Annotated in this window: 14 protein-coding genes; 11 read left to right on the forward strand and 3 right to left on the reverse strand. The window is 49.8% G+C overall.

The window, feature by feature from the left end:
- Window positions 1–11 precede the first annotated feature (11 nt).
- The 6 genes from uca to ACI955_RS14180 all read left to right on the forward strand — a co-directional run bounded on the left by uca (window position 12) and on the right by ACI955_RS14180 (window position 9,824).
- Window positions 12–3,626, forward strand: a complete 3,615-nt coding sequence (gene uca, locus ACI955_RS14155; protein ID WP_415244393.1) for an urea carboxylase — start codon at window positions 12–14, stop codon at window positions 3,624–3,626.
- Window positions 3,623–5,422, forward strand: coding sequence for an allophanate hydrolase (gene atzF, locus ACI955_RS14160; protein WP_415244394.1), 1,800 nt, complete (start codon window positions 3,623–3,625; stop codon window positions 5,420–5,422). The genes uca and atzF overlap by 4 nt, the downstream gene beginning before the upstream one ends.
- A 414-nt stretch (window positions 5,423–5,836) precedes the next feature.
- Complete coding sequence (locus tag ACI955_RS14165) at window positions 5,837–6,214, forward strand: DUF2237 family protein (RefSeq protein ID WP_415244395.1); 378 nt, start codon at window positions 5,837–5,839, stop codon at window positions 6,212–6,214.
- 526 nt (window positions 6,215–6,740) lie between these two features.
- Window positions 6,741–8,909: a catalase/peroxidase HPI gene (katG, locus tag ACI955_RS14170; RefSeq protein WP_415244396.1), complete on the forward strand. Its 2,169-nt coding sequence runs from the start codon at window positions 6,741–6,743 to the stop codon at window positions 8,907–8,909.
- Window positions 8,910–9,224: 315 nt separating this feature from the next.
- Window positions 9,225–9,440 (forward strand): hypothetical protein, encoded by a 216-nt coding sequence (locus tag ACI955_RS14175; protein WP_415244397.1) that lies wholly within the window; start codon window positions 9,225–9,227, stop codon window positions 9,438–9,440.
- A 186-nt stretch (window positions 9,441–9,626) separates the two neighbouring features.
- Window positions 9,627–9,824: a CPXCG motif-containing cysteine-rich protein gene (locus ACI955_RS14180; protein WP_415244398.1), complete on the forward strand. Its 198-nt coding sequence runs from the start codon at window positions 9,627–9,629 to the stop codon at window positions 9,822–9,824.
- A 139-nt stretch (window positions 9,825–9,963) separates the two neighbouring features.
- Here ACI955_RS14180 and ACI955_RS14185 read toward each other — a convergent pair whose 3' ends face one another.
- Window positions 9,964–11,523 (reverse strand): sulfotransferase, encoded by a 1,560-nt coding sequence (locus ACI955_RS14185; protein ID WP_415244399.1) that lies wholly within the window; start codon window positions 11,521–11,523, stop codon window positions 9,964–9,966.
- Window positions 11,524–11,865: 342 nt separating this feature from the next.
- Between ACI955_RS14185 and ACI955_RS14190 the strand changes: the two genes are divergently transcribed.
- The 5 genes from ACI955_RS14190 (at window position 11,866) to ACI955_RS14210 (ending at window position 17,336) form a co-directional block, all read left to right on the forward strand.
- Window positions 11,866–12,930 (forward strand): Rieske 2Fe-2S domain-containing protein, encoded by a 1,065-nt coding sequence (locus ACI955_RS14190; protein ID WP_415244400.1) that lies wholly within the window; start codon window positions 11,866–11,868, stop codon window positions 12,928–12,930.
- Window positions 12,931–12,958: 28 nt separating this feature from the next.
- Window positions 12,959–13,870, forward strand: coding sequence for a VOC family protein (locus tag ACI955_RS14195; RefSeq protein ID WP_415244401.1), 912 nt, complete (start codon window positions 12,959–12,961; stop codon window positions 13,868–13,870).
- 110 nt (window positions 13,871–13,980) lie between these two features.
- The gene (locus ACI955_RS14200; protein WP_415244402.1) at window positions 13,981–15,165 is read left to right on the forward strand and encodes an acyl-CoA dehydrogenase family protein; all 1,185 of its coding nucleotides are present in this window, start codon (window positions 13,981–13,983) and stop codon (window positions 15,163–15,165) included.
- A 183-nt stretch (window positions 15,166–15,348) separates the two neighbouring features.
- Complete coding sequence (gene pyk / locus ACI955_RS14205; RefSeq protein ID WP_415244403.1) at window positions 15,349–16,770, forward strand: pyruvate kinase; 1,422 nt, start codon at window positions 15,349–15,351, stop codon at window positions 16,768–16,770.
- 110 nt (window positions 16,771–16,880) lie between these two features.
- Window positions 16,881–17,336 (forward strand): DUF1294 domain-containing protein, encoded by a 456-nt coding sequence (locus ACI955_RS14210; protein WP_415244404.1) that lies wholly within the window; start codon window positions 16,881–16,883, stop codon window positions 17,334–17,336.
- Here the strand turns inward: ACI955_RS14210 and ACI955_RS14215 are convergent.
- Together ACI955_RS14215 and ACI955_RS14220 are read right to left on the reverse strand one after the other, a co-directional pair.
- Entirely contained in the window at window positions 17,296–17,808 is a 513-nt protein-coding gene (locus tag ACI955_RS14215; RefSeq protein WP_415244405.1) for a globin domain-containing protein, read from the reverse strand. The genes ACI955_RS14210 and ACI955_RS14215 overlap by 41 nt on opposite strands.
- Window positions 17,809–18,061: 253 nt before the next feature.
- Window positions 18,062–18,835: an SDR family oxidoreductase gene (locus ACI955_RS14220; RefSeq protein WP_415244406.1), complete on the reverse strand. Its 774-nt coding sequence runs from the start codon at window positions 18,833–18,835 to the stop codon at window positions 18,062–18,064.
- Window positions 18,836–19,232 lie beyond the last annotated feature (397 nt).

Raw genomic sequence — 19,232 nt, forward strand, 5'->3', positions numbered from 1 at the left:
ACCGGATTGCTATGTTCCAGAAAGTTTTGATTGCTAACCGTGGCGCAATTGCCACACGGATAATTCGCACCTTAAAAGATTTCGATATTATCGCCGTTGCTGTTTACGCCGAAGCCGACAGCGGAAGTTTGCATGTGCGCAACGCCGATGAAACCTATAGTTTAGGGGACGGTGGTGCTGCCGAAACCTATCTCAATGCCGATAAAATCATTGATATTGCTCAGCTCTGCGGCGCAGAAGCTATTCACCCAGGTTACGGCTTTCTCAGTGAAAACGCGGCCTTTGTTAGCCGCTGTGAGGCAGCAGGAATTGCCTTTATTGGTCCTACTGCACAGCACATGCTCGATTTTGGTTTAAAGCATAAGGCGCGAGAAATTGCCGAATCGGTGGGCGTGCCACTGCCCCCCGGAACCGGCCTGCTCAATGATTTGGAAAGCGCTGTTAGCTTAGCGGCGGGAATTGGCTACCCAGTAATGCTAAAGAGCACTGCCGGCGGCGGTGGTATTGGTATGCAGGTTTGTCATAGCGAAGACGATTTGCGCAGTGGCTTCGACAAAGTTAAAAAACTGAGCGGTAATAATTTTTCTAACGACGGCGTGTTTCTAGAAAAGTTTATCGCCCACGCCAGACATATTGAAGTTCAAGTATTTGGCGATGGTTACGGTCAAGTGATCGCCATTGGCGAGCGCGACTGCTCGGCTCAACGCCGGAACCAGAAAGTAGTAGAAGAATGCCCAGCGCCGAACCTGCCAGATTCTTTGCGCCATTTGCTCTACACCCAAGCTGAGGATTTATTGTCAGTAGTTAATTACCGCAACGCCGGTACCGTAGAATTTATTTACGATCAGGACAGTGGCGAATATTACTTTTTGGAAGTGAATACCCGCCTGCAAGTAGAGCACGGCGTCACCGAGGCGGTTTGGGGAATAGACCTAGTTGCATGGATGCTAATGTTAGCTGCAGGCGATTTGCCGGATCTTGCTGCACTGCGCAAGAAACTGGTGCCCAAGGGTCATGCCATGCAAGTGCGAGTTTATGCCGAAGATCCGTATCGACAGTTCCAGCCCTGTGCAGGTTTGCTTAGTAAGGTTTCCTTTCCGGAAGCCAAGGGCTTGCGCATTGATCATTGGTTAGACAGTGGCACTGAAGTGTCACCGTATTTTGATCCCATGTTGGCCAAGATTATATTCCATGCGCCAGAGCGCAGCGCGGCCTTGCAAGGCGTGGCTGCAGCGCTGGATGAAACCGAGTTATATGGCATTGTCAGCAACCGCGAATATTTGCGCGCGCTGTTAGATGATCCCGTGTTGAAAGAAGGGCTGATCACCACTCGCTACCTTAACGATTTTCAGTGGCAGCCGCAGCGAATGACCGTGTTACAAGCGGGTACTCAAACCACCGTGCAGGATTACCCGGCGCGCAGCGGTTATTGGGACGTGGGCGTGCCGCCATCTGGGCCCTTTGACAGTTATTCCTTCCGTTTAGCTAATCGCTTATTAGGTAATGACAGCCGCGCCGCAGGGTTGGAAATAACACTGCAAGGCCCCAGTCTGCAATTTAGTGTGGCCACCGATGTGGTGATTGGTGGCGCTGCAATCCCGGCGACTGTGTTTGGCGGGAGCGCCGGAGCGGATGGAATACCAGTGATGCCTTGGCAGCTTGTGCATCTTGAGGCCGGACAGACGCTTACCTTGGGCCGCATCAGTTCAGGTGCCCGAGCTTATCTGGCCGTGGCCGGCGGCATTCAATGCCCTGAATATTTAGGTTCGCGCTCGACTTTTACCCTTGGTCAATTTGGTGGTCACAGCGGTCGCGCCTTGCGGGTGGGGGATGTATTGTCATTAGCTAGCACACTGTCTGAGGGCAATCTTTTACCCGATAAGCTTAAACCCGAAATAAGCCAAGACTGGAGCTTAAGGGTGATTTACGGACCACACGGCGCACCAGACTTTTTCACTCCCGCAGATATTGAGGCGTTTTTTGGCGCTCAGTGGGAAGTGCACTATAACTCCAGCCGCACCGGGGTCCGCTTGATTGGTCCCAAGCCGAACTGGGCGCGTGATAGTGGCGGCGAGGCGGGAATGCACCCGTCAAATATTCACGATAACGCCTACGCTTTTGGCACCGTTGATTTTACCGGCGATATGCCGGTTATTCTCGGTCCCGACGGCCCTTCATTAGGCGGTTTTGTGTGTCCAGCTACCGTGATTAGCGCCGATCTTTGGAAGCTGGGGCAATTGCGCGCTGGCGATAAATTACAATTTGTGGCGGTTACCATTGCAGACGCGGTAGCCGCCGAGGCTGCCCAGCAGACCAGTATTGAAACCCTGACACCGACACCTGTGCTGATGACCCCCTTGAGTGAATTGCCATCTCCTATTGTGCAGCGCCTAAGCGCCGACGAGGTCGGCGATCAAGTCTGGTATCGGGTGGCTGGCGATCATTTCTTATTAGTAGAATACGGCCCCTTGGAACTCGATATTCGCCTGCGTTTTCGCGCCCACGCACTGATGCAATATTTGCAGCAAAATACAGTGGCTGGGGTGCGCGAAATGACACCGGGTATACGATCTCTACAGTTGCATTACGACTCCCAAATAATTTCCTTAGCAGACTTGCTGGCGATATTGGTCGCGGCCGAGAAACATCTCTCAACCCAGCTGGAACAGCTTAACGTGCCGTCGCGGACGGTGTACTTGCCGTTGAGCTGGGATGATGAAGCGTGTCGTCAGGCCGTTGTCAAATATCAGCAATCGGTGCGCGCGAATGCGCCTTGGTGTCCGAGTAATCTAGAGTTCATTCGTCGTATTAATGGCCTGGATAGTATCGATAAGGTGAAAGATATCGTGTTTGATGCCTCGTATTTAGTCATGGGTTTAGGGGATGTGTATTTGGGCGCGCCGGTGGCGACGCCGGTTGATCCTCGTCATCGTTTGGTGACCACAAAATACAATCCGGCGCGCACTTGGACGGCCGAAAACTCGGTGGGTATCGGGGGTTCTTATCTCTGTGTTTATGGCATGGAAGGGCCGGGTGGTTATCAGTTTATTGGTAGAACTCTGCAAATGTGGAACCGCTACCGTCGCACTAAAGAATTCACCGAGCCCTATCTGCTGCGGTTTTTTGATCAGATTCGTTTCTATGAAGTTAGCCAGAATGAGCTGCTGCAAATTCGTGATGATTTTCCGCTCGGCAAGTATTCGCTGCGCATAGTAGAGGGCGAATTTTGCTTAGCCGATTATCAGCAAATGCTGGTGGATAACAGTGAGGACATTACCACTCACACTAAACAGCGCGAGCAGGCGTTTGCCGAGGAACTGGCGCGCTGGCATGCCGATGGCCAATTCCATTACGAAGCGCCTGAAATAGATGACCCGGTTGATGTAATTAGTTTGCAAGAGGGCGAAATACCTGTCGATAGCTCGGTGGCAGGCAGCGTATGGCAATGGTTAGTAAACGAGGGCGATGTGGTGAAGGAGGGGCAGCCACTGTTATTACTAGAGTCTATGAAGATGGAAATCGCAGTATTTTCGCCACAGGCGGGGCGTGTTAAAAAACAATTATTACATGAGGGCGCCAGAGTGAGTGCCGGTCAGTCTGTACTTATTTTGGAGGACTTAGCATGAACCTTTCTTTGACCGCATTGCGCGCCGCTTATTTGGCGGGCACGACAACACCGCGCGAGGTGTTTGGAATTATTGCTCAGCGCTGCGAACAATATCACGATCATAATATTTGGATTTACACGCTTTCAGTGGGAGAGTTAGAACCCTATTTTCAGCGCTTGGAGTCTGCCTCTGCGCAGGCCTTGCCACTTTACGGTATTCCCTTTGCCATAAAAGATAATATTGATTTGGCGGGGGTGCCAACTACCGCCGCCTGCGAAAGCTTTGCCTATACACCGGAAAGCTCGGCTTTTGTGGTGCAGCGCCTCATTGATGCGGGCGCTATTCCGGTCGGTAAATCTAATCTCGATCAGTTTGCCACTGGCCTTGTGGGTACGCGGTCCCCCTGGGGAGCGTGTAAAAATAGCTTTGACCCAAGCATGATCAGTGGTGGTTCTAGTGCCGGTTCCGCGGTGTCAGTAGCTCTGGGTATGGCGACGTTTTCACTGGGCACAGACACTGCAGGCTCCGGTCGCGTGCCAGCGTGTTTTAATAATTTGGTGGGCGTAAAACCGAGTATTGGTTTGTTGTCTGCCAGTGGTATGTTGCCGGCCTGTCGGTCTTTGGACTGCATGACAATTTTTGCTTTGCAGTGTGACGATGCCAACGCTATTTTGACTGTGGCCGAGGGCGAAGATGGCGCTGATGCCTATAGCCGTGCCAATTCCTTTGCCAATGGCGCTCGACATTATGGACAATGGCAGGGCGCATTGCGGATGGGCGTGTTAGCCGCCGATCAGCTGGTCTTTTTCGGTCATGAGGAGTATGCCACCTGCTATCAACAAACACTTAGTGCCATTGCTGAAAGCGGGGTGGAGTTGGTCGAAGTGGACTTTGCGCCGTTTATAGACGCCGCACGTTTATTGTATGAAGGGCCCTGGGTCGCAGAGCGTTATATTGCCACTTCGCCTTTGATTCAAGAGCGGCCAGAGGCATTATTGGATGTTACGCGCACCATAATTTCAGCGGGTGACAAAGGTTCAGCGGTAGATGCTTTCAAGGCGCAATATCGCCTAAAAGCGCTGCGTAAAGCTGCGACTGCGGTATTGGCGAGTGTGGACTGTTTGTTAACACCAACTGCCGGCCGACCCTACAGTATCGATGAAGTGAATGCCGATCCCATTAGGCTAAATAGTAATTTAGGTTATTACACAAATTATATGAACCTATTTGATTTGGCCGGTGTGGCAGTGCCCACAGGGTTTACCGAGAGTGGCTTCCCCTTTGGTTTAACATTAGTAGGCGAGGCATTTAGCGATCGACGGCTATTGTCTGTCGCAAACCGCATTCAGCAACTCTTTAAATTACCACTGGGGAAATCCCAGTCCGATTATCAAGCCTTGTCGGCCGCGTCTGCGAATAACTCACAGCGCATTGCAGTAGCGGTGTGTGGCGCGCATTTGCAGGGGCAGCCGCTTAACTGGCAGTTGACCGAGCGCGGCGGCTATCTGCTCTCGCAAACTTTGTCTTTACCAGACTACAAACTTTATGCCCTAGCCGGTGGTCCGCCGTTTAGGCCGGGTATGGTGATTGCGCCGCAAGGCGAGGGCTGCGCTATTGAAGTAGAAGTGTGGTCAGTACCCGCCAGTGAATTCGGCAGCTTTGTAGCGGGTATTCCTGCGCCTTTGGGTATCGGCAAAGTCAGCTTGCAAGACGGCAGTCAGGTGAGTGGATTTATCTGCGAGGCGTCGGGTCTAGCCGGTGCAGAAGATATCAGCCATTTCGGTGGCTGGCGGCAGTATCTGGCCGCAAAGTAAGCCCATGAGTAATAAAGGGCTAAAACAAAAGTAGTACTGTCCTCGGCCGCGATAGCGCTGCAGGTGTGACCGCAGCACTATCGTTATCGACAATGGCGGTATACGCTCGGCTCAGCATTTAGTGCCACGCGCAGTCGAAAGTGTCATTTCCATGCTTAGGTAAAATAGTCTAAATAGAATCAGAGCAGTTTTTAAGTAAAGAAGATACGCTCGTTTAATAAATGCCGCCAATTATCGAGCTCATGGATGCCGAGTTTTATCTCGGTAAACGCTTAAGCTGTTTATTGCGTAATGGACCGTGAGTTTGAAACAATGTTAAGCACCCAAGCAAGCCAATAAGTTGAGTAACTGACTCTCCGTTGGCGTTGAGATGTTAAGGTCTTACTACCAGTCATAAGTCGAAGGTATACAGCAATGGAAATGGATGAATCGATTAACATATTTGGTGAAAAATTAGAGACGTGTGGAGAAGACCCTATTACCGGCTTCTACCGGGACGGGAAGTGCAATACGTGCAAAGGTGATGTTGGTTCTCATACTGTTTGTATTGAAACGTCGAAGGAATTTTTAGAATTCACAAAGCTAAAAGGCAATGATCTATCGAACCCGGCACCTGAGTTCGGTTTTAAAGGTCTAAAGCCAGGCGATAGTTGGTGTGTCTGCGCCTCGCGATGGTTAGAGGCGATGGAAAGCGGCATGGCGCCAAGACTGCATCTTAAACGCACTCACATTAGGGCGTTGGAGATTGTGCCAATGGAGTTACTAAAAAAGTATGCAATGGATTTAAATTAGTTTTAGTCACGCCAATAAAAATAGATTTTTCCTGTGGCCGAACGGCCAATAGCCTCGTCACCTGCGGGGGAAACGATATTGGCTAAGAACAATTTGACGTAAGTCATAACTGGCGGACCCCAATAAAAGGAGTAGCTGGCAACGGAAGCTGAGCTCTTGAAAACGATGTTTGGGGTTTTTTATAAGGCGCAAAATAGAACGCTCTACCGAGCGAGTAACCCGCAGCTACGGTATTGAATCTATTTGACGGACGCTTGTGGGAGGTGGCGCTCAAATCTGCCGTGGCGTGTCGTAGGTTAAATTCAGCTTGGCGTTTATTTTAGCCACCTAGCGCTCATTGCTGGTCTGAGCATGCCGGCGGCTTAAGCCAAATGGCGTGCAGATTACGATGTTCGTGACGCCTGAAAGCAGCGTCAACAGTTAAAACCTATCAGCGCGATTGAAAAATACAGTTGGATAGCTAGGTCTGCTACGACTAAAAAGGTAGGTGTTAAAAACACTTTCACTACCTAAGGAAAATAATCCTATGTCAAATAATAAATGTCCAATGAACCACGCTGCAGGCTCTGGAACGACTAATCGCGATTGGTGGCCAAACCAACTGCGGGTAGATATATTGCATCAGCACTCGGCCAAGTCGAATCCTATGGGCGATGATTTTAACTACGCTGAAGAATTTCAAAGCCTTGATTTAGCTGCTTTGAAAAGTGATATCGCGGCGTTAATGACCGACTCCCAAGACTGGTGGCCTGCCGATTTCGGGCATTACGGTCCTTTGTTTATTCGTATGGCTTGGCACAGCGCAGGTACCTACCGGATTGCTGATGGTCGAGGCGGTGCCGGCACTGGTAGTCAGCGGTTCGCGCCACTCAATAGCTGGCCAGACAACGGCAACCTTGATAAGGCGCGCAGGTTGCTATGGCCGGTTAAGCAAAAATACGGCAAGAAAATCTCTTGGGCTGATCTAATGATTCTCACCGGCAACGTGGCTTTAGAGACAATGGGCTTTAAAACCTTTGGTTTTGCCGGCGGTCGGGAAGATATTTGGGGGCCTGAGTCAGATATTTATTGGGGCGCTGAAACCGAGTGGCTTGATGATAAGCGTTACACCGGTGATCGAGTGTTAGAAAATCCACTTGGCGCGGTGCAGATGGGTCTAATTTACGTGAACCCACAAGGCCCAAATGGTGAGCCTGATCCCCTAGCTTCGGCAGTCGATATTCGTGAAACCTTTGCCCGTATGGCGATGAATGATGAAGAAACTGTTGCCTTAATCGCTGGTGGTCACACTTTTGGTAAAACTCACGGTGCTGGTGATGAAGCTCTTGTTGGCGCAGAGCCAGAGGCGGGAACCATTGCCCAGCAGGGCTTTGGATGGAAGAGCAGTCACCTCAGCGGTAAAGGCACTGATGCTATTACCAGCGGCTTGGAAGTGACTTGGACCAGTACACCTACCCAGTGGGGTAATAACTATTTTGAAAATCTGTTTTCTTTTGAGTGGGAGCTGACTAAGAGCCCTGCGGGCGCACACCAGTGGCAGCCTAAGGATGGCGCCGGAGCGGGTATGATTCCCGATGCCTTTGACGACAATAAACGTCATGTACCCACCATGTTGACTACAGATATAGCGCTTCGTGTTGATCCAGCTTATGAGAAGATCTCTCGACATTTTTACGAGAACCCTGAAGAGTTTGCCGATGTGTTCGCCAGGGCGTGGTACAAATTAACCCACCGCGATATGGGGCCACGGGTTCGCTATCTCGGCTCAGACGTATCTTCAGAAGTGCTGATTTGGCAAGATCCTATTCCAGAGGTTGATCATGCGCTAGTAGATGACGGTGATATTGCCGCGCTGAAAGCGAATATTGTCGCTACCGGCTTGTCGGTTGCTGAGCTGGTATCTACCGCGTGGGCCTCGGCCTCCACTTTCCGCAGTTCTGATATGCGCGGTGGTGCAAATGGCGCGCGTATTCGTCTGGCGCCGCAGAAGGACTGGGAGGTAAATGAACCTGCTAAATTGGCTAAGGTACTAACAGCGCTCGAAGGTGTTCAGAGTGAGTTCAATAGCGGCGCGAAAAAGGTATCGCTGGCAGATTTAATTGTGTTGGCAGGTAGTGCGGGTATTGAACAGGCTGCCAAGAACGCCGGGCACTCGGTGACTGTAGCGTTTACGCCAGGCCGGATGGATGCGTCGAACGAGCAAACCGATGTCGCGTCATTTGCAGCGTTAGAGCCAATTGCCGATGGCTTCCGTAATTACCTTGAAGGCAAGTACGCGGTGGCTTCAGAGGCGTTGTTGATTGACCGTGCGCAGCTGATGACATTGAGTGCGCCAGAGCTGACTGTTCTTATTGGCGGTATGCGAGTATTAGGAGCCAATGTCGGTCAAACTCAGCACGGTGTATTCACCAAAAATGTGGGTTCACTCAGTAATGACTTTTTTGTGAATTTGCTAGACATGAGCACCGAGTGGAAGGCGACGTCAAAATCTGAAGAAGAGTTTGAAGGTAGGGACCGCAGCACCGGCGAAGTGAAATGGACGGGTACACGGGCTGATCTAGTCTTTGGCTCTAACTCACAGCTACGCGCTTTAGCAGAAGTCTACGGCAGTGCCGATGCGCAGACGCGCTTTGTAACTGACTTTGTGGCGGCGTGGACTAAGGTGATGAACCTAGATCGCTTTGAACTTGCCTAGCTTAGTCTGATCTTTAAAAACCCCCGGAATGCCGGGGGTTTTTTTTGATCAAAAGGTAATGATTTATTATTTTCTTAAGTATGCTGGCGCCTTTAATAAAAACCTTTCAGGTGTTTTAAAATCGGGATCTAACTTTACTTGATTATTGGCATCACAGATCTCATATCCCTGAGCGATACCGCCTTCTGGCGTTTGTTGATTTGGTGTCAGATACATCCCATCGGTTGGAAAGATAGCACTGCTGATATTTACACCGTCGTCACAGAGTATTGGCGGCTTGGGGTATCGTCATGGTAAAGCGCTAAGGCATCTGCGGTGACGGCGCTTTGCTTGCACTATGCCTTCTACTTTGCTGAAAACCGCAACATTGGCGTCGTGGAAAATTGCTTTGCTGCGATTTTCTTCAATTTTGGCAACAACGGCATGTGCTGCAGCGAACGAAGCGCCGATACCATCTCCGCTGCCATCTTAGTCATTGATGACGACGGCGGACAAAAGCCAGGGCATAGCTGCGATCTAAGCCATTCCTAGCGCCAGGAGCGATGGCTCTTTTTGATCAAAATGAATGGTCGTGCAGCCTCCGTCACGAATATTATTTTAACTAGAGCAGCATTCTTGGGTCTGAGGGTGTATAAATCGAAGGTATCCATTTTATGAAAGGCTATTCGATATGTATTTATTCCCGCGGGTATTCATTGACGACAGAGGGAATTTTTAATGAATGCTCTAGAGTCGGTTTCTGAACACTGCCCATACTGCGGTGAACCTATTGAGTTGTTGCTGGATTTGTCTGCCGGTGATGATGAATATGTGGAGGACTGTGAAGTCTGCTGCCGGCCAATGACTGTCGCGCTCTCCTTTGATGAAGAGTTCGGGGTCACCGCCCGAGTCTATGCCGAGAATGATGCCTTTTGATGGTTCGTCGGCGCTGATTCCAAGGCGTTGTTGGGGTGAAAGCGGCGGTTCGCCGCTGGCAAGGTCATCGTAGAAAGCGGGGCCAATAACTGTGATTTTGCCGAGTTAGCAGCGGTTTAAATACTAACGCGGCGCGATATTACTCTATTTCTCCAAGTTCGCGCAGTCTTTGATACATCGGCTTTAGTTGCCGCTCAAACTTCTGCCACTGGTCGATTCGGCCGGTGTTAATGGGTGATCTTACTTGTGTGGCGGAGGTCGTTCTGACTGCTCGGGGATTATTGTAAAAGTGCAGGCACTCTTCTTCCCATGGCAAGCCAATAAATGCCAGTAGCGCCTTAACAGTGGTTTCGTAATCGCTAATTAAGGTTTCGTATTCAAGAAAGAAAACTTTGTCTGGCATGACTTTTTGCCAGTAGCGGTAAAGTTCGGCGGCGCCATGATAGCTATCAGCTAATTCCTGCTGGTCGTAAGTGAAGCGCAGACCGTCTGCAAAATATTGGCGGTAACATCCCCACAAATTATCCATTGCATTTCGCCGGCAGAAAATAATTTTGCCCTCTGGTTTAGCAAGATGAATCAATCCCAGGGCCTTATAATTTTGAAGATATTTGTCAGTGAAAAATGCCGTGCCATGAAGATTCTTGGTCATTGATTGATAGCTTTCGCCAATACTATGCCAGTCCGCTGGGCTTAAATCCTTTGCCCACAGAGGAAAGGGCTTGTCGATACGTTTTTTCTGCAATAACGCAGCTGCTGCGCGGGGAAGAGCGTTTAGCTCATCGCCAGCAGTAACCATAGAATGCGTTGATAAAATCTGTTCTACCAAGGTGGTGCCGCTGCGTGGCAGGCCACAAATAAATATCGGCTTGGCGCTGTGTGGTTTGGCTTCTAGGGGCGTTTGATTGAGGGTGTCAGCACTGAAATAGATGGGAATATCTTGCACCTGCTGCATTTCTTCGGCGTGGTTATACTGAAGTAAGCTGCGTTTTAGTGTTGCGCCACTTTCGGTATGCGAAAATTGTTTTTCACTATTGCCACGAAATTCGTAACCGCGAGCCAGTGCGTAGTGCAGCCGGGCTTTATTCTTGGGAGTGAGTGACGGCTTGCTTAATACCGCCTCCATTTTTTCGAGCTCGGTATCGCTAATGTCGTTAAATAAATCGGATCTATTCCAGTATGCGTGGCCATCTTGTGGGGCTAATCGGATGCAGCGATTAAACGCCTCTAGGGCGTCAGTCATATTGCCCATTTCTTTTAGAATTACGCCGCGATGATTGATCGCAGTGGTATTGGCGGGTGCTAAACGCAGGACTTTCGCAATCGATTGCAGGGCCTGCTCGTGATGATCTAGCAGGCGTAGCGCGGTTGCTTGCGAGAGTAGTGCGCTGATGTCACGAGGTTTGCTAATTAAATGTTCCGCCGTGGCAGCGGCGAGTCCGCTATAGTCGCCGGCTTCGGTGAGCCCCTGAAATAGCAGGGGCCAGACGCGAGTTAGCTGGGGTATTTGTGCTAGTAGCTGTCGGCTCAGAACAATAACCACCGGCCATTTACCGTCGCTCGCTAACTGTGTAGCAAAGTTGATGGCTTGTTCGGCGGGCATGGGGTTTTTACCCGGTCGGCCAGGAAGGCTCATGCTGACGATTTTGCGCTCGTGTTTGTCGACTGCGGATTTACTGGATGATTTTTTACTAGCCATTGGTGCCTGTAATCTATTAGTAAAGAATGTTGGTGTTGGTTTCGGTCGGGCGCTGAGTTTTTTATTTCTAAGTTTCTGGGGGCCTAGCTTCTTAGGTTTAGGGTTTCATTGTAACGGCTGGTATTGGCGGAGGATACCGCAAGGCGGGAATTTTACCCACGAGTTATGACTTGTAATAGGTGCTAGCTGCTTGCCGTGTTTTCTAGAAAATATTAATGAAAACAGGCGCTTATTTATAATTTTTAGCTCGTCTAAACGGAGGATGGTGCGGCTGGTGGGCATGTGTGAGAATTTTTCACCATATAGAGCCATTATAAAAAACGCGTCCCAAGGAGAATAACAATGAGTCAGGTAGCGCAAGTGCCGCGCCAGCCGCATATTATTGAGGCAGCGGAATTACCCGATCGCTACGCCCGTGGTTGGTACTGTCTCGGTCTGGCGAGTGAATATACTAGCACGCCGGTTAAACTTAATTATTTTGGTACGCGTCTGGTTGCCTATCGTGGCGAAGACGGCGAGATGCATATTCTTGACGGCTACTGTCCCCATATGGGCGCTGACTTGAGTGAAGGTTGTGTGGAAGGCAATTCTATACGCTGTCCTTTTCACGCTTGGCGTTGGGGTGCAGACGGTGTTTGCGATGACATACCTTACGCCAAACGTATTCCAGTTAAAGCGGTGATTCGCACTTATCCGACCTTAGAAGAAAACCATTTGCTGTTTATGTGGTTTGACCCAGAAGGTAAACCGCCGATTGAAGAGCAGCGTCCGCCGCTCATCGATGATTTGTTTAGCGATGACTGGACGATTTGGCATATGGACTTGATGACCATCAATACCAATGCTCGAGAGCTTATCGATAATATGGCAGATGTAGCGCATTTTGGTCCTATCCATGGCGCGCCGATACAAGAATTCAAGAATATTGTGTACAAGCACACCTACCGCCAGGAGTTAACCGGTGGTTCAGAGCTGCTGGCTGAAGACGGAGGCTTGAGTTCCGAGGCGACCTACCACGGCCCTGCGTATATGAATACGTTTATGACGGGCAAAGCTGAGGGTATGGACATTGCGTCACGCTTACTGGTGACCCATGTGCCGATTAATCACGGCAGTTTTGATTTGCGCTTTGGTGTGGCGGTGAAGAAAATTGCCGGTATGAGCGACGCGCAGAATGACGAAATGGCGCGCCAATATGTTGAGCAGAACCGCACCGCATTCTTTCAAGATGTGCATATCTGGCACACCAAAACACGGGTAGATAATCCAGTGCTGTGTGACGGCGATGGGCCTATCAATCGCCTGCGCCAATGGTATAACCAGTTTTACGTCGATGCCGTTGATGTGCCCGAAGCGTTTGCTGAAAAGCGTGAATACGTGGTGGATTACGCAATACGAAATAGCTGATAAATCGAGAAAATAACAGGAAATAGTAATGGATGTTCGCAGCTTAGCTTATGTGGTTATTGAGTCAACGAACCCGGAGCAGTGGTTAGAGTACGGCAGTAATATCTTGGGGTTAATGGTTGCACCGACCATGCCCCAGGATGGCAATGTGTATTTGAAGATGGATACCCGGCCCTACCGGTTTGCCATTGTGAAGTCAGATCAGAATCGACTGGCTCGCTGTGGCTGGGAGCTGGCAGACGAAGCCGGTTTTACCACCGCAAAGGCTGAGTTAAAGGCCGCGGGTGTTGCATTTGAAGAGGGTTCTGAGGCGGACGCAAAAGCACGTCGGGTGCGCGGCTTGATTCGCCTGCAAGACCCCTCCGGTAATGGCCTTGAGCTATTCTGGGGTGGCGAGCTGGATTATGCTAAATTTATATCGCCAAAAGGTATCTCAGGTTTTGAAACCGGCTTTAACGGCGATATGGGTTTTGGCCACGCGGTGCTGCCTGCGGCAAAGCTAGGTGAGACCCACGATTTCTACAAAGATCTGCTAGGCTTTGGTGATAGCGATTATATGCATTTCAAATTTTCGCCAGATCCTGCTGATCCGGGGCAGGGCCTGCATTTTATGCACGTGAATAATCCCCGACATCACAGCCTGGCGCTGTATGAAGATCAGGCTAATCTTGTCGGCTGTGTCCATTTGATGCTAGAAGTAACCGATGTTGATGAAGTGGGTTATTGCTTGGATCGTGTTGAAGCGGCAGAGATCCCTGTGGTGTCTACTTTGGGTCGTCATACTAATGACAATATGTTGTCTTTCTATATGGCAACGCCCACCGGTTTTGCCATGGAGTTTGGAACTGACGGTTTACAAATGGATTGGGATGGATTTACCCCAACAGTGACTAGCCTGCCAAGTTTGTGGGGCCATAAATTTAATATGCCAGACGCGTAGTCTGGATTTGGTTTTTACTGCGACGGATGGTCGTATCGATTTGCGTCATGGTTGGGCGAGTTACAATATGATGGTCGCCTTGCCAATAGAATGAGTAAAGGAGAAATGTGATGAGCGTAGCGCAAGCTAAAAGTGATCCAAAGATGTTTTCAGTTGCCGACATGATGGCGGCGATATTCGAGATGCAGCCGCGTTTGCGCGAGCGGGCGCAAGAAGCGAAAGAACTGCGCAGAGTACCGCAGGCTTCTATAGACGAATTGCAGGATATCGGCTTTTTTCTTGCCTTACAGCCTAAACGCTACGGTGGACTTGAGCTGACACCACAGGATTTTTTCCGCATGCAAATTGCCTTGGCCGAAGGCTGTATGTCTACGGCGTGGGCGTGTGGGATTATTGCGGTTCATGCTTTTCAACTTGCCATCATGGATGATCGCGCTCAACAGGCGATCTGGGGTGACAATATTCACACTCGGGTTTCGTCATCCTATGCGCCGATGGGTAAGGTGACCGCTGTTGACGGTGGCTTTAAGCTTAGCGGTCGCTGGGGATGGTCTAGTGGCAGTGATCACTGCACCTGGGCTTTGCTGGGTGCAATCATTCCAGGTGACGGCTACCGGACCTTTTTGGTGCCCAAGAGTGATTATAAAATCATTGATACCTGGCAATCTATGGGTTTGCAGGGTACCGGCAGCAATGATGTTGCGGTTGATGATGTGTTTGTGCCGGACTATATGACCCACAAGCAAACTGACGGTTTTGCCTGCACAAATCCCGGACAGGCGCTCAATACCGCGCCATTATATCAGTTACCCTGGGCGCAAACGTTTATCCGCGTGGTGTGTACCCCGGCAATTGGTGCGTGTAAAGCTGCGATAGAACTCTATAAGCATGCGGTACTGAATAAGGCGAGTGGTGATCCTACTAAACTTGCTGGTGATACTCAGGTTCAAGAGCGAATTGCCGCTGCGGTAAACGGTATTGACGAAATGGAGGCGCTGCTATTTGGTAATTTCGATACCATGATGGCCATGGCTGAAGCAGGCCAAGCTATTCCGGTCGAAGACCGCGCTCGTTATCGCTATCATGCATCGTTGGTTATCACTAAGAGCATTGGGATTATCGACTCACTGTTTGAAGTGGCCGGTGGTCAGTCGGTATTTCTTGGTAGTGAGATTCAGCAGCGTTTCCTTGATATTCACACCGCCAGAGCCCACGTTGCGAATAATCCTACCAGCTTTGCCCGCAATCTTGGTGGTCTGGGTTTGGGTATCGATAACGGTGACTATTTTCTTTGAATATATTATAGCGCTACACCGAAACCCGGCTCTGCCGGGTTTTTTTATGTTCAAAATTTAGCTGACTGTTTATTAGTAAATAGCGGCGGTCATAAAACCAAGTGTTTGCTTAGTCGCTGTCAGCGAGTTAGAGGTGTAACATATCGATTTTCCTCAATATTTATTCAAAGGATAGCGCCATTCATGCGTCGAACTAAGATTGTGGCCACGGTCGGACCCGCTTGTGACTCTCGAGAAACTCTTGCTGAGATGATTAGCGCTGGGGTTAACGTATTTCGATTGAATTTTTCTCACGGCACTGCAGTTGAGCACGTAGCTCGCGCCGCGCTGATACGTGAGTTGGCTGCCGAGGCGGGATGCTACGTTGGTTTGTTGGGAGACTTGCAGGGGCCGAAGATTCGCCTGCGCAAGATGGCAGTGGATCCGGTTGAACTTGAAAAGGGCATGGAACTAATATTGGATACTCAGCTCGCCGATGGCGAGGGTGATGCGAGTCATATTGGGGTAGATTATGAGCCCTTAGCGCGCTCAGTCAGTGCGGGTGATATTTTGTTGCTCGACGATGGTCGGCTTCGTTTACGCGTTGATAAAGTTGTTGGCGAGCAAGTATTTTGTCGCTCAGAAAGTATTGGTAAGCTGCATTCCCGCAAAGGGATTAACCGCTTGGGTGGCGGTTTATCAGCGCCAGCGCTAACCGATAAAGATATGGAAGATATTAAACTGGCGGCAACAATGGATCTCGATTTCATCGCAGTATCCTTTCCTAGCAGTGCAGAAGATATTGACGATGCCCGGCTTAAGCTGGAAAGTGCAGGCTGCTTTGCGCATATTATTGGCAAGATAGAGCGGGCCGAGGCGGTCGCAACTGACGAGCATCTGGATGCACTAATTCTCGCCTGTGACGGCGTGATGGTGGCTCGGGGTGATCTTGGTGTAGAGATCGGCGATGCAAGTTTAATCGGTCTCCAAAAGCTCATTATTAAACGCGCGCGAGTGCTAAACCGTCCCGTTATTACCGCCACGCAAATGATGGAGTCGATGGTCAGCAGTCCGGTTCCCACCCGCGCTGAAGTGTTTGATGTGGCAAATGCCGTCCTCGATGGTACTGACGCCGTGATGCTGTCGGCAGAAACCGCATCGGGCTTATATCCGGTAGAAACCGTCACAGCCATGGCCCGCAATTGCGAGGGCGCGGAATTGTATCCCTCAGCGCGTAAGTCTAGCTACCGGCTTGAGCGTAAATTCGAATCCGTTGAAGAGACGCTCGCCATGAGCGCCGTGTATGCGGCCAACCATCAAGTCGGCGTTAAAGCCATAGTGTCAATGACTGAGACCGGTAGAACCGTATTGCTGATGTCTCGACTGACCTCGGGTATTCCTATTTTTGCCTTTAGTCGCAATCCCTCCACCTGTAATCGTGTCAGTTTATATCGCGGTGTCTATGCCATTGCCAGCCCCTCAGCAGGTATTGAAATTGACGGCTGCGTGGAGGCTATTCGCTTGCAAGGGCATGTTGAAACTGACGATTTAATCCTAGGTACCAGCGGTGATCAAGTGGGTATGGATGGACACACTAATACCTTAAAAATAGTGCGAGTTAACTGATATTGTAAATACTATTAGTTTGATATTTAAAGGCTCCATTTTCTGGGGTCTTTATTGTAATGGCGTAATAAATCCCGCTGTTTATAACAATGACTAGTAGAGCTAATACGATGAGAATCGCTTACGTTATTGTCGCTATAGTGAGTTTGTTTTTGGGTCTGTCTTATTATCTTGGATATACACCGCCACTGATTGCGCTGTTAATTTTATGCCTTAGTTTAGTGAATTACTTCTACTATGCTAAGGATAAAAAAGCGGCTCTGGTAGGAACTTGGCGAGTACCAGAAAAAACCCTGCAGCTATTATCTCTTTCTGGCGGCTGGCCTGGGGCATTTTTTGCACAGCAACGCTTGCGTCATAAAACCAAGAAAGTGTCTTTTCGATTGGTGTTCTGGTTTACGGTTTTGGCTAATGTGAGTGGTTTAGTCTGGCTGCATTCCGGCAGTGGTCAGATTACAATGCAATGCATAACGCGCGCCGTGGGAAATGGTGCGGATGACTATGTGGCGTCAGACTCCATTTCGGCTACGCTAATATTTTTAACGGCATTGATTGACAAGCGCTGATTCTTCTCAGCCCTTGATCCACCAAGGCCATCGGTACTTCACTGCCCCAGGCAGGGTGTTGAATTTCGTGGTAGTGACTGGCTTCAAGCAGCGTGTTTTTTAGCGTAGTTAGTAGGTTTAGCCATGCGGCCTTCACCTCATCCCTGAACTCGTCGCCCAGCGCCATCTCTAAGGTTTCCAGCATCGCTTGCATAAAAAAATCGTAATGGCGTTCGCCTACACCTAAGTCATTGTAGTGCCGACCGACATTATGGATTACCACCTTGAGTCCATCCATATTTTGTAATGAGTTCACGGTAGTGCAGAGCGTGTCTATGAGTTGGCGGTCTTTACGGCTGCCGCCCGCAAATAGTGTTCTGAGATCTGGCGATAATTGAAATAGCCGCGCGTAGAGCATTTTGGCAAAGGGCTTGCCGATAGATTTCACCGTAGATAGCTGCGTTTGTACTATCGTAATTTGTCTAGGTGTCATGTCGCGCCTCGTTAATTGTCGTGGGCAGGCGATGCCAGATCGTCGCGTTGAGTAGTTTCAAGTCGCCTTACTTGTTAGCCAATGTACTCCTCAGGGGCCGGCATGATTATTCGAGATTACCGAAGTGGGTATACATAGTTTGCGTAGCGAATTGCGGTAATTCACTACCTCCCAGTCCGACAGGCGCCGGATTGAGCTGGGATGATAAAATTTGAGTTGCAAGCGGTAGCCAGCCAGAAATGTGCAGTCGATCTTAATCTGCGTTGGCGGCATTTAAAAATGCGGGCTTTTCGCCGCCACCGTGTACCGTTAGCGTCGAGCCGCTTATGTATGCGGCAAGATCGCTGGCTAAAAATACACAGGCGTCGCCGATATCCTCGGGTAACGCCATTCGACCCAGCGGGATGGTGTTCTCGACAGCGGCGATACCTGCTTCGTCGCCATAGTGAAGATGGGCTTGCTCTGTGCGGATTAGACCGGCGATGATGGTATTACTTCTCACCTTAGGTGCCCACTCTACTGCGAGGGAGCTTGTTAAGCTGACTAGGCCTGCCTTGGCAGCACCATACGCTGCGGTGCCGGGCGAGGGGCGTACTGCGCTCACCGAGGCGATATTAATAATAGCGCCGCCACTATTCTGAGTTTGCATGACTTTATTGCAGGACTGTGAAAAATTCAGTGGGGCGAGTAAGTTTAGGCGGATAATGGATTCTGAGAAGCGCGGAGAGACCGTCGCAGCATCTGCAGCGGGTGCGCCGCCAGCATTATTAATGAGCACGTCGATGCCGCCAAAGTCGCTGACAACGGTATCTACAAACAGTTGAATTGCGTCAACATCGCGAACATCCAAAGGGAAAAATACGGCATTTTCGCCGTTTGCACTGGGAAGTATTTCAGGTTTGTTGCGGCCGCAGATAATCACCTTTGCGCCACACTGCAGGAAGCGTTCAGTAATACCTTTACCAACCCCTTTGCCACCGCCGGTAACGATAACGATCTTGCCGTTGAAATCTAACTTGTCCTGCATTCTAACTCCGCACTACACATTAAGTGATTTTTATATTTAAGTTGGCTGTCGACTTGCTAAGGCGCTTTTCTAGAGTATTACCCCCTAAATTTAGCTAAGTTTAATTGGTCCAAGTTTAACGCATTTTTATGCTACCGGAAGCGGATTTGCTTCGGTGTTACTTTTAATGTCTGGTCTAAGACGCCCATATGGCGAGGAATCTTGCTGACTCGGGCAGCGGCTAGTCTGAAAGGACTAATCTAAAATGCGTAACTGTGGTGACTGAGCTCCTTTTTTAGAGAAGCACTTTGATGTAAACCCGCTAGGTCTCAGCTTTTTATTTGAGTGATGCCTTGGGTGTTAAGTGGGGCGAGTAAAACGATCTTATTTGTTTAAAAATAGACCGTTTTTGACAGTA

It is taken from the genome of Zhongshania sp. (genome assembly GCF_047636175.1).
Lineage (GTDB): Bacteria > Pseudomonadota > Gammaproteobacteria > Pseudomonadales > Spongiibacteraceae > Spongiibacter.